This is a genomic window from Echinicola rosea (genome assembly GCF_005281475.1).
Taxonomy (GTDB): domain Bacteria; phylum Bacteroidota; class Bacteroidia; order Cytophagales; family Cyclobacteriaceae; genus Echinicola; species Echinicola rosea.
Window position 1 is genome coordinate 3,159,744 of sequence record NZ_CP040106.1, and the last position, 13,460, is coordinate 3,173,203.

Annotated in this window: 6 protein-coding genes; 3 read left to right on the forward strand and 3 right to left on the reverse strand. The window is 45.1% G+C overall.

Features of this window, described 5'->3' with window-relative positions; genetic code table 11:
* Positions 1–2: 2 nt before the first annotated feature.
* The gene (locus FDP09_RS12715) at positions 3–386 is read right to left on the reverse strand and encodes a MerC domain-containing protein (RefSeq protein ID WP_137403021.1); all 384 of its coding nucleotides are present in this window, start codon (positions 384–386) and stop codon (positions 3–5) included.
* Between the two features lie 549 nt (positions 387–935).
* On the opposite strand from FDP09_RS12715, the gene FDP09_RS12720 reads away from it, so the two are divergent.
* The 3 genes from FDP09_RS12720 (at position 936) to FDP09_RS12730 (ending at position 7,270) form a co-directional block, all read left to right on the forward strand.
* Positions 936–2,411, forward strand: a complete 1,476-nt coding sequence (locus tag FDP09_RS12720) for a sulfatase family protein (protein ID WP_137403022.1) — start codon at positions 936–938, stop codon at positions 2,409–2,411.
* Positions 2,412–2,654: 243 nt separating this feature from the next.
* On the forward strand, positions 2,655–4,775 hold the full coding sequence (locus FDP09_RS12725) for a beta-L-arabinofuranosidase domain-containing protein (RefSeq protein ID WP_137403023.1): 2,121 nt from the start codon (positions 2,655–2,657) through the stop codon (positions 4,773–4,775).
* 224 nt (positions 4,776–4,999) lie between these two features.
* Positions 5,000–7,270, forward strand: coding sequence for a glycoside hydrolase family 2 protein (locus FDP09_RS12730; protein ID WP_137403024.1), 2,271 nt, complete (start codon positions 5,000–5,002; stop codon positions 7,268–7,270).
* Between the two features lie 502 nt (positions 7,271–7,772).
* Here FDP09_RS12730 and FDP09_RS12735 read toward each other — a convergent pair.
* Entirely contained in the window at positions 7,773–10,487 is a 2,715-nt protein-coding gene (locus tag FDP09_RS12735) for an alpha-L-rhamnosidase (RefSeq protein ID WP_222840285.1), read from the reverse strand.
* Between the two features lie 207 nt (positions 10,488–10,694).
* A complete protein-coding gene (locus FDP09_RS12740) occupies positions 10,695–12,785 on the reverse strand; it encodes an amino acid carrier protein (RefSeq protein WP_137403026.1) in 2,091 nt (696 codons plus the stop codon).
* Positions 12,786–13,460 lie beyond the last annotated feature (675 nt).

A 13,460-nucleotide genomic window follows, 5' to 3' on the forward strand; every position in this document is an offset into this window, starting at 1 on the left:
GCTTAACGGTATATGTATTTCCAGTTGATGAAATGGGACAAGGCGATGATGCAAGCTCCTACGCTTATGATAATGTGGCTGAGACTGTGGGTATGATGGTCATGTAGAAGATGACCGATCCCAATAATCATAAAACCTGATGCTGCAATACTCAACGGTAAAGGACGGTGGTGGTGCTTTCGATATCCATGCCCTAGCGAAAGGGTCGCAAAGATAAAGCTGATGACCAGTACACTATACTCGATCCAAGGTTCAGAAAGAAACTTGAGTCCTGCGAGGGGTGTCAGGAAGAGAATGAACGGCAGGGCAGCACAATGGATACCGCAAAGAAGAGATGCAGAGATTCCAAAAAAATCCAATGGACTGTCTTTGAATATGGTTTTCATGCCTTTTTTGTTTTTTTGCAACGGTAGGGCAAATATATAACAAATTATATAAATGCAACTATGTTGCAATTAAAAAGTTCAGATCTATCGAAAGAATCGCAAAAGCATGTGGGCTTGCTTTTCTCAAAAAAAGATTACCTTAGCAAAGAGGCAAGGGCTTTTCGGTCTAATGGAGGTGGTTTTACCTGATTCTGGTCATTTTTCTTGCTTCAATGAAGTTTTAAACAATAAAGATACCCGTATTCGATAAAGTATCTTTTTTAATAGCAGGGCAAATACTGTTGAAATTTGGATCAACAGTTTCACCTTTATCCAGATAAAACCCGATTAATGCATTAGGACTGTTATGGGAGCTGAAAGTGCATGAAAATCAGTTTGTTTGGAGGGGTGAGCGTAGCACTGCTAAAGTTATGCTGTCATGCTGCCAATTAGAGCCAGAAACTAAATCGAATCGTTTGATTTTAAGGTAGTTTTGTGTCGAATTAATTGGATACCGTGGCGTAGAAATGCTAATGCTATTTCGGGATAAATAATCTATACATACCCCTTATGAAAACACATGTTTTATTGCTATTTCTTCTTGGCTCAATTACGCATTATGCCATTGGGCAGGAAGTAAAGGACAACCGTCCAAATATTGTTTTTTGTCTTGCCGATGATTGGGGCTGGCCGCATGCAGGGGCATATGGAGACAGCCTGATAAACACCCCAAACTTTGATTGGCTTGCCAAGGAAGGCGCACTCTTTAATCATGCCTATGTTTCCAGCCCTTCTTGTACGCCCAGTAGGAATGCCTTTATTACCGGAAAATATCATTGGGAGCTTGGTGCTGGGGCTAATCTTTGGAGCACACTTCCTGTGGAACATCAGAGTTTTATCCATCTTTTAGCGGATGAAGGCTATGTTACGGGAAGGACTAAAGCAAAAACCTGGGGACCTGGAGATCTTGAAAGCTGGATTTCCCACCATGGAGCGCATCCCTCCAATAAGGCTTACAAAGATTTTGAGGAGTTTGTCACCAATACGGCGGCAAAAGAAAGGCCATTCTTTTTTTGGCTTGGTTCTGCGGATCCTCACCGGCCATATCAAAAAGGTGTGGGCCAGAAGAACGGCATAGACCCGTCGAAAGTCCACCTGTTCAAGCATTATCCAGACGTGGAAACGGTGCGAAGTGATGTGGCCGATTATTACTGGGAAGTGCAGCGATGGGACAGCCTGGTGGGATCGGTCATTGCGCAGCTCAAGGCCTTGGATGTGCTGGACAACACCATCATTATCGTGACGGGAGACCATGGTATGCCCTTTCCACGGGGTAAAGGCAATCTATACGATTCGGGTGTTCGCGTGCCTTTTGCTGTGTACTGGGGGAGTCAGGTGTTAAAAGGCCGCCAGGTGGAGGATTATATTTCCTTTGCGGATATTGCCCCGACGTTATTGGAAGCGGCTGGTGTGGCAGTACCCACTGATATGACGGGCCAGAGCTTTCTGGATATTTTAACGTCAGAAAGATCAGGAAGGGTCGATCCGCAAAACCGTTCCGACATCGTGTTTGGTAGAGAACGGCATGTGCCTGCCCAAGAAAAGCCCAACTTGGGAGGCTATCCCTCCCGTGGATATCGTAATGACGATTTCCTTTATATCCGAAATTACCAACCTGCCTTATGGCCGGCGGGAACCGGACTGCTGGGATCGACCAATTATCCAAATCAATGGTACGCGGATTGCGATGGCGGCCCCACCAAGGATTATATCATTGCCAATAAGGACAAGAATCTGGAGCACATTTTTGCTTATCAACTCTGCTTTGCAAAAAGACCTGCAGAGGAGCTTTATGATCTAAAAAAAGACCCAGACCAGCTGATCAATGTTGCTGCACAGGCAGACTATGCTGAGGTGTTGGAAAGTCTCCGGCAAAAGCTACAGCAAAGACTACTTGAGTTAAACGATCCACGGGCCTCAGATCCGGATTATGATGGATTTGACAACCATCCCTATTTAGGGGGAGGAGGTGGAAAAAAACCATAGCAGGATCTTTCCAACATCAGGAGTTTTCGTGCAGAAAATCAACTTGAATCAGAATTCAAGAAGGTATTGGCATGGGCTTCTGCAAGCCCAAACCCACTTTGTACCTTTTTTAGAAACGTGAAGATGTCGATTTATTTCAGTGCTAATTTGATTTAGCATTGAAATAAATCTCTGCTAAAATATTGGGGATGTTGATTTGATGCGTAAATTGTACGTTATCTTCACAATAATTCCCATGGACCTATGAACTATTGTACCATAAAGGACGTATGCTGTTTCCTTTTTCTATTGATCATTTCCGGAAATCATGTTTTTTCGCAGGAACATACGTCGAACCAAAGCTTCTATCTTCAGAATAAAGCACCATTGGCACCTTCGCCCTATTTAGCCCTTCCCTTGGGGAATATATCTCCGGAGGGGTGGCTAAAGGAGCAACTGGTACGAATGAAAGATGGGCTTACCGGAAAGCTGGACTCCATCTATCCATCAGTGATGGGGCAGCGGAATGGTTGGCTGGGAGGAGATGGAGACGGTTGGGAGAGAGGCCCCTACTGGATTGATGGGCTTTTGCCCCTTGCATATATCCTGAAAGACGAGCAGCTGATCACCAAAGTCCAGCCTTGGGTGGAGTGGACACTTGAAAACCAAGCCGAAAATGGCTATATCGGACCGGTACCATTTGCCGAGGAACCTGCCTATGAAGCGGGTTTGCAAAAAGGCATGAGAAAGGACTGGTGGCCAAAAATGGTGATGCTGAAGGTCCTCAAGCAATACCATGAAGCCACGGGTGACCAAAGGGTCATCGACGTACTTACCAAGTATTTTAAGTACCAATTGCAGGAGCTGCCCAACACGCCATTGGACAAATGGACCTTTTGGGCCAACCGTCGTGGTGGGGATAACCTACAAGTAGTTTATTGGCTATATAATATTACGGGAGATGAATTTTTGATGGATCTTGGCGACCTCATTGCCGAACAAACCTTCCCGTGGACCAGGGTGTTTTTGAATGATGAAAATAACGTGGATCCGCAGTCCCCGTGGTATTTTTATCAGATGAAACGATATCCTTTTGATCAGGAAGAGATAGACCTCTTGACGGTGTCCAAAATAGGAGGGATCCACACCGTGAATTTGGCACAAGGCTTAAAAATGCCTGCGGTCAGGTATCTTCAGGATAAGGACAAGCAGCATCTTGCCGCCACCAAAGAAGCGCTTGCCGATATTAGAAAGTACCATGGTCAGCCACAGGGGATGTATGGAGGGGATGAGCCATTGCATGGAAATGACCCTGTCCGAGGCGTGGAATTTTGTTCTGTTGCAGAGGGAATGTTTTCGCTGGAAACCATCCTAAAGATAACCGGTGACATGTCCTTTGCAGACCAGTTAGAGAAGATCACCTATAATGCTTTGCCTACACAGGCATCTGATGATTTTATGACCAGGCAGTATTTTCAGGCTGCCAACCAGGTGAAGTTGACCGATAAAATGGAAGTTTCTTTTGAGACCAACCACCATAAAGGGACAGACTTTGTTTTTGGGACGCTGTCCGGTTATCCCTGCTGCACCTCCAATATGCACCAGTCTTGGCCAAAATATGTGCAGAACCTTTGGTATGCCACTGCGGATGGAGGAGTGGCAGCGCTGTTATATGCTCCCAGTGAAGTAGCCCTCAAAGTAGGGAATGGGGCAACCTTGAAAGTAAAGGAGCAAACAGGGTATCCTTTCCGGGAGACAGTTAATTTCTCGATGACACTTAGTGAGCCTGCAGCATTTCCTTTTCATCTGAGAATTCCCGCTTGGACCAACAACCCCCAAATTCGTATTAATGGAAATTCTTGGAAAGGAACCATCAGGGATCAAGTAGCCATCATCGACCGAGCCTGGAAAAGCGGTGACCAGGTCACTTTGCAGTTGCCAATGGAAATTAAGTCATCCCAATGGTACCAGTTTTCTACGGCCATCGAAAGGGGCCCTTTGGTTTATGCTTTGAAGATTGAAGATAAAAAAGTGCCAAAGGATCGGCACGATGGATACGGTAAATTTTATGAAGTACATCCTGTGTCCGACTGGAACTATGGCCTCTTGCAACATGAACTGGACGACATACAGGAGCATGTGAAAGTAGAAGAGGCAGATTGGGATGGAGCTTATCCGTGGAACCTTGAAAATGCCCCTGTCCAACTCAAAATGTCAGGTGCTAAAGTGCCGGAATGGAGCCTTCACCGGGATGTGCCTGTGATGCCGGGTTTTTGGAGCAAATCCATTCAGGATACCTCCTTGGTTGAGGAGATTACCTTGGTGCCCTATGGCTGTACTACTTTGAGGATAACAGAATTTCCGGTGTATAATGTGCCTCACTGAAATTGATAGTTGTTTTCTATTGTTATTTGGGGGTTATACAGTATCTAAAGGCATTTTTTTAACCAAAAAGAAGGATTCCTTTTACTTTTTTGAAGGATAAGTGATAGCTCATAAGCTTATTTGCTTTTTACCTTTGACACAAGGATGCCAAACTTCCAAAGGAATCGTGGCTCCAAAAGTGGCAAATAAGCCCAATACTATCTAACCTCAATAATGTAAACAAAATGCTTAAAAAAAGACTTTTAGGAGTGGTTGCTATGTTTTGGCTGGTAATAACAGCCAGTGCTCAACAATGGACTCCCAAGCAAGCTCCTCTAATGACCAAATTTGCAAAGGATGTGGATCCAGACAACGTACTTCCTGAGTATCCCCGTCCACAAATGGTAAGAAAAGATTGGAAAAACCTCAACGGTCTCTGGCAGTTTCAGCCCGGTACTTGGGAAAATGAACCCTATCCAAAGGGAAAGCTTTCCAGGAATATTTTGGTGCCTTTTGCTGTGGAGTCTGCTTTGTCAGGTGTTCAGGAAGTGCACGAACGGATTTGGTACAGACGAGAATTTACAGTGCCCGCTGACTGGAAAGACCAGCAGGTCCTGCTTCATTTTGGTGCGGTGGACTATGAAGCGGTCGTATTTATCAATGACCAGCCCGTGGGAAAACATGAAGGAGGTTACGATCCTTTTACGTTTGATATCACTGATCACTTGACCACTGGCAGGCAGACGATTACCGTCAAAGTGTGGGATCCCACTGCTCGGGAGGGATTTCCCCGCGGAAAGCAAGCCCTCAACCGTATAGACATTATGTACACATCCGTTACAGGTATTTGGCAGACCGTTTGGCTGGAGCCAGTGCCCAAAAAACGGATAGTGGATTTTGAGATGGTGCCGGATATCGACCGGGGGGAACTTAACCTGTCCGTAGAATCTACCGGAGGAAGGTTTTTAAACTATACTGCCGAAATCAAGGATGGAGAAAAGGTAGTGGCCACTGTGGACAGCAAGCCGATGTATCCAACAGCTATTCCTATCAAAGACCCAAAATTATGGTCACCGGATTCCCCGTTTCTTTACGACATGACCATTACCCTGAAGGATGGGGATGAAGTGGTGGATGTGGTAGAGACGTATTTTGGCATGCGAAAAATATCTGTAGAAAAAGAAGGGGAATTTCAACGCCTTTACCTGAATAATGAATTTGTGTTTCAGATGGGGCCCTTGGACCAAGGGTATTGGCCGGATGGCTTGTACACTGCACCTACTGATGAAGCTTTGCGATATGACCTGGAAAAGACCAAAGAATTGGGCTTTAACATGACGCGTAAGCATATTAAAGTGGAGCCACAGCGTTGGTATTATTGGGCGGACAAGCTGGGACTCATGGTTTGGCAGGACATGCCCTCTCCAAATAGTTATACCGCTGCCACCCCTAAGCCAAACAAAGAAGCCTTTACACGGGAACTGATGCGCATGGTAGAAACGCACAAAAATTCTCCAAGTATCGTAATGTGGGTCATTTTTAACGAATCGCAAGGCCAACACGATACGGAGCATTATGCTGCCTTGGTGAAAGGGCTTGATCCCTCCAGGGTAGTCAATGAAGCAAGTGGAGGTACTAATCACGGTGCTGCCGATGTGGCGGATGTGCACAGCTACCCGCCTCCTGCCTATGCCCACAGCCCATATCAGGCCACCGTTTGCGGAGAGTATGGAGGAATCGGATATCAGTTGGATGACCACATCTGGAATCCTGATGACTTAAAAGAATATATCTCCATCAATAATGAGGAAGAATACATGGACATGTATGGAGATTTTGCAGATATGCTGGTGCAGTTCAAGACCAATCAAGGATTGAGTGCAGCAGTCTATACGGAGATCACGGATGTGGAAATCGAACTGAACGGGATCATGACCTATGATCGTGTCATGAAGGTGGACCCCCAAAAGATCGCCCGTATCAACCAAAAAATCATCGAAGATAAAAGCCACGTTTATACCCTTGTGCCCACAGCCAAAGAGCAAAATACCGATTGGCAATATACCTTGGCCAAGCCAATGGACGGTTGGGAAGAGATGGATTTTGAGGCTACTGGCTGGAAGACAGGCAAAGGTGGTTTTGGTACCAAAGGTACGCCTGGTGCTATCAATGGAACCACTTGGCAAAGTGATGACATTTGGCTGAGAAGGAGCTTTGAATTAGGCAACATCAGAAAAATCAACATGGATGACATTCAACTGCGAATTCACCATGATGATGAATGTGTCGTATATATCAATGGTGTCAAAGCAGCGGAATTGGAAAATTGGACTTCCAGTTACACCACGACCACCATATCTGATGAGGCTAAAAGAGCCCTGGTGGCCAACGGAACCAATGTGATTGCCATTCACTGTAAGCAGAATACCGGCGGACAGTACATCGATGCCGGCCTATCCATAGTGACGGGAAATGAGGCACTTTCATCCAAAATATTGGAAAGCATAATGAAATAGAGACACTAGGAATTTAACCCGCATTATGCACTAGCCTATCTATTGCGACCTGATCCGCCGCGGCGGACAAAATCAGTCGCTTCGCTGCTGTTTTCAATTTCACCTGGCGGTAGACAGGTTCACCATCCGCCGCGGCGGATGATTCAATCTCCAAACAGCCTGATTTTCTTGTAGTTTCAGCTCTCATTACGATTCCTAATGCATAAAGCGGGCAATTTCGTTTAGTTAGTGTGAATTTGGAAATATTGATTCTATTATTTTCTGCTAAATTCCAAGATGGTCTTCACCCCTTTACCTTTGTTACTTTTTTGACCTGAAGCAAAAAAATAACCAAAAAACCCCGCCGCTACGCCACGGCGCACAGGTGTGCAGCTATTGGGAAATCTTCTTAACTAAACGACATTGATAAAGCGTGTTTAAGCTGAATAGTAAAAGGCTATCGTTTGCCTCGTTGCTGCATGATAATTACAGAAATGGGACTTGGGATAGCCTTTTTTGTCCATTATTCAGTAGAGAACGTGTAACTGCCTGAGCCAAGTGTGACAACCATACCTTTTTCATTTGTCTTTAATACTTTGATGTCATTTGATTTTTCAAGGGGATGGCCACTTTCTTTAACTTTTTCAGTAGGAAGATGGATTTCTGCGGAAGTGTTGACAGGAATGGTGATGGTGTAGGTATAGTGACCCTCGGGATCTTTTTGCCAATGGGAAACGATCGTTCCATAGTAGGTTTTTAAACTGGCCTTTACTTCGGAAATAAGTTGCCCCTTATTTTGTTTGCTGACTTTTTCAGATTGATATTCAAGGTCCCAATGCGGCTCAAGTATTATCTTTTTGTAGCCAACCTGTCCTGGTTTTTCAGAAGAGTTGATGCCGGCCAATTCTCGGTACATCCAATCTCCAATAGCCCCGTAAGCATAATGGTTAAAGGAATTCATGCCAGGGTTTTGGAAGGATCCATCGGGTTTCTGGCCATCCCAACGTTCCCAGATCGTGGTGGCCCCTTGTGTCACAGGATACAGCCAAGAAGGATAGGTTTGTTGCATGAGCAGGGTGAAAGCCAAGTCTTTATGGCCATAGCGTGAAAGAACATGGCACAGGTACGGCGTACCCAGAAAGCCGGTGGTCAGGTGATCATCGTAATTGCGAACATTGTCTGCCAAGCGATCAGCAGCTTGCTGCCTCAGCGATTCAGGTAACATGTCAAAGTGCAAGGCCAGTACGTAAGCCGTTTGGGATCCAGAAACCAAACGGCCATTGGGTGTCATGTATTCCTTGATAAATGCTGCTTTGATATCGCTAAGCAGTTTGCTGTACAACTGTTGGTCAGCGGGTTTTTCCAGAACTTCCGCGGCATTGACCAACAACTGCGTAGAGTGGGCGTAAAAGCACTGGGCAATAAGGTACTTGTCCGTGATGGCTGACCTGCCATCAGTGTCATCATCAGGTCGGTAAAAGAGCCAGTCTCCAAAGTGAAAACCGGTATTCCAAAGGTCGTTTTTGCTTTTGGCCTTTATGAAATCCACCCAGGCTCTCATGCTTTCATATTGTTGGTCCAGGATTTTGGTGTCGCCATATAGCAGGTACATATCCCAAGGGATGATGGTCGCTGCATCAGCCCATCCTGCTGATCCGGCGGCATTTTCTCCCAGGACATTTGGAATTACATGCGGTACAGCACCATTGTCCAACTGGTCTGCGGCGAGGTCTTTCATCCATTTTGTGAAGAAGCTATTGACGTTCATATTAAATGCGGCTGTACGGAAAAATACCTGTGCATCGCCAGTCCACCCCAATCGCTCATCGCGCTGGGGACAGTCGGTTGGGATATCCAGAAAGTTGCCTTTTTGTCCCCATTGGATATTGTGCTGCAGCTGGTTTATCAGCGTGTCCGAAGTGTAGAAATCCCCCGTTTGGCCCATGTCAGAATAGAGTGCGATGGCTTTAAAGTTGTCCAATGAATACCCAGTGACGTTGCCACGAATGCGTACATACCGAAAACCTTGCCAGGTGAAATGCGGTTCAAAATGGTCTTGGTTTCCCGAAAGAATGTATTGGTTTCGTTGCTTGGCCGCTCGTAGGTTGGTGGTGTAAAAATTACCATCCCTGTCCAATACTTCCGAATGCTCCAAAATTAGGCTGTCCCCGCTGTTCCCTGAGATGTCAACAGTGACAAAACCCACCATATTTTGACCAAAGTCCAGTACTTTATCACCCTCGGGCGTAGTAATGATGTTATCAGGCCGAATCACTTCCTGTTTTCTTACAGGTTCGTTATCGGTAGCCACCAGATGATCATAGCCGTAGTCACGGGTTTCTACGCCATCCCAGTTGCTGTCATCAAAATTAGGTGTTAACCAATCTGGGTTTTGCTTCCTAGCATCCACGGTTTCTCCATGGTAGATTTCCGAACTCAGGATAGCACTTTTCGTTGATTTCCATGTTTCATCTGTTCCTATGATGTCGGTGGTGCCATCTTCAAACTCCACCACCACTTGTAGCAACAAGGCCAATTCATTACCAAAAAAGTTATTTCGCCCTTGCCATACCAAATTACCACGAAACCAGCCATTGCCCAAAGTAGCGGCTAAGGTGTTTGGGCCTTTATGTAACTGCCCGGTAACGTCGTACACTTGGTATTGCAAGCGTTTTTGATAGCTGGTCCATCCTGGTGTAAGGTAATCATTGCCAATCTTGGCACCATTTAAAAAGGCATGGTAAAGCCCTTGGGAAGTGATGATGGCAGTAGCTTTTTTGACGGGCTTTGAAAGGGAAAAGGTATGGCGCATATTGGCCGCAGGACGAGATGATGGCTCTTCATAGCCAATGGTAATCCATTGGGCTTTCCAGGCATCATCTTCCAGCATTCCATTTTGCCAGAAAGCTGGTTGGCTCCACGGGGATACGGTGCCATTTTCATCCCAAACACGAACTTTCCAGTGATATCTTTCCAGTGTTTGTAAGGCTGGGCCTTGATAGGGGATATGGACGGATTGTTGGGAGACGATTTTCCCACTTTCCCACAAAAGGTGGTCACCAGAAAAATCCTTCGATTTACTCACTTGGATTTCATAAGCGGATTGGGATTGGTTTCTGCCTTCCCCAGCCAGGATCCATGTGAACCTGGGATGAAGGTTTTCGATCCCTACGGGGTTGGACCTGTTTTCACAGAGTAAATTGGCTACTGTGAGCTGGGCAAATGATGAAGCGGGCATTACGCAAACAAGAAAAATCAAAAGGTAACTAAAAAACGGGACTTTTAGCATTTTGGCTTATTTTAGGGTTAATCAATAGAACGATAGGAAAAGTATTAATTTTACTTATGAAATTCAATTTGGATTCCAAATAAAAAGCCGCCTTCCTTCAACGTGACCATCGAAGGAAGGCGGCTCAATAAGGATCTAGCCGTTTGATTTTTATGGTTACGGCAGCGCTTCTTCTTCTTTGGAGGCTTTGTCTTTCTGGAAAAGTTCTCCATTTCTCAGTTTTTTGAGGTAATTGTTCATGTCATTGCGGACTTCACCGCTCATGATATAAAGACCGATGATGTTAGGAAACGACATGGACAAGATCATCATATCCGAAAAGTCCAGCACGGCACCAAGGCTGATAGAAGCCCCGATCACCACGAAAACCACAAATACCAATTTATAAGCCAGTTCGGATCTTTTGCTTTTTCCAAACAAATAGGTCCAAGAACGCAGTCCGTAATAAGACCAAGATACCATGGATGAGAAAGCAAAGAGCAAGACCGCAATGGCCAATAGGTATGGGAACCAAGAGATCACGCTGGCAAAAGCCTCGGAAGTCAGTTCTACACCTCCCATGCCTTGTGCTTCATGTTTTCCGGTAAATATAATGACCAATGCCGTCAAGGTACATACGACGATGGTGTCCACAAAAGGCTCGAGAAGGCCGACAAATCCTTCGGAAGGGGGATGGTTGGTCTTCACGGCACTGTGGGCAATGGCTGCCGATCCGGTACCTGCCTCATTGGAAAATACCCCTCGCTGAAATCCTACCACCAGTACACCAATGAATCCGCCTTTCATGGCCGTGGCATTGAAAGCACCGTCCCAAATGGCCGTGAAGGCTTGGCCGATATTACCGATGTTTACAAAAATCACGACCAATGCTCCGAAAATATAAAGCCCCGCCATGAACGGAACGATTTTTTCGGTCACTTTGGCGATACTTTCAATACCTCCGATGATCACTACACCGACCAATATGGCAAGAATGACACCTACCCAAAAACCAAATCCTTCCAATACCGGGAATTGTGTGGCAAGGATCTTATAGGATTGGTTGGCTTGGAACATATTGCCACCTCCAAAAGAGAAGGCTACACAGAAAATGGCAAATACGGCAGCGAGTACCTTGCCCAAATTCTTCATATTCCTTCTTTCCAGTCCATACTTCAGGTAGTTCATGGGACCGCCAAAAATCTTCCCGTTTTTTGCGATATGTCTGTATTTCAGTCCTAGGGTACATTCTGTAAACTTAGAGGACATGCCCAAAAATCCAGCAATGATAATCCAGAAGGTAGCACCCGGTCCGCCAAGCGAAATGGCGATGGCTACCCCGGCGATATTTCCCAAGCCCACCGTGGCAGAGGTAGCAGTGGCAAAGGCCTGGAAATGGGAGATTTTACCTGGAGCATCGTCTTCATCAAATTTCCCCCTGGCCAATCCCAGGGCATGCTTGAAGCCTCGGATATTGATAAAGCCCATCTTAAAGGTAAAGAATGCAGCGCCTACCACTAGCCAAATGACGATAAATGGAATCGGATGTGTTTGGGGAGCTCCATTGGGATGGGTGAGGATGACGGGTTCGTCGTATTTTATTTGTCCAAAAACATGGGCATTTGTCTCTATGAGATCTTCCGGGTTTTGTGCATCGAAAATAACCGCCCCTTCTTTTAGGGAATGCTTGATGGTGCCGTTTTCAGGTGCGACCACAGCAATAGCGCCCCTGTTTTGTGACTGGACAGTGGCGAGCGTGTCCCCTTTGTTGACATGTTGCCTGTCTCCGGTTTTCCATTCCTGAAGGGTGAATTTGTCTTTCACGTCTGCTTTCCATCCAGGAATTTCGACATTTTTGCTTTTATTATAGACGACAGGATCATAGATGCCTATGGCAGCAAAGGGATCCCAGAAGAGGAAGTCAGTCAGCCCTTCCACGAGCGGAGTAAAAGCCCCGTTAAAAGTCTCTGTGACCGATTGGGATTTTACTTTGGCCTTTGTGGTGGCAGTTTTTCCATTACTGTCTTCCACGGTAAGTGTGTAGTTAATTCCTTCTACCAGCCCTTCTGCTTTGTTGGCATCCAAAGGGGTGGAAGGGTTGCTCCAACGATAAGTATATGGAGGAGTGCCGCCTTTTACCTCAGCTTCGATATAACCGTCATTGATTAACGTTGAGGGATTTCCCGGTTTGGTTATGATTTCCAAATCTTGGGCTTGGAGATTGACTAAATGTAAGGTGAGGATGATGGTAAATAAATATTTACACATGGATATAAACATGTTTAATGGTTTAAAATCGCAATAATGTTTACTTATTGCTTATTAACATTCCTAAACTGCTATTGTTTTTATAATGGGTTTATCTCAAATGCGGTAAAGAAAAATTGGTTCGGCTCCAAGATTGATTCCCTGGACAATTTTTCGATCGGATTGAGGTAAACCTGCTTTGGCTGAAAGTAAGTGGAAGAATGACCTCTACTTGAATGAATCTCACAATAGAGGACTAAAGGCTTAGAAAATAGTAGTATTGTGAATTCCCGAATGGAAATTTAGAATGTAATTCATGGATACTGCTTTCTTTTTTATTTCCGATGAGCCTTTAAGCAAACAGGCAAACCAGTCAATGATAAGTAACATTACGCACACTTTCGTGACAAATGTAGTCAATAATAATGAAAATATGGCGATAACTCGTCTTAAATAACACCTTATATAACTGGTTTTTAGGTTAAATAATTTCTTAAAGCCAAATTTTATACCGTTTTAGGACTTTTTGATATGGTGATTCCGATTAATTCGTTGTTCTATGTTGCGGTGGCCAAGTGCCACTTGATCCGCTTATAAGACCCATGTCATACGGATTTGGGATGGGATGCTGTGTTATTTTATCGCAAAGGCTGTGAAAATGGTATCACATCAGGCTAATTATGTGAAATAGTGATG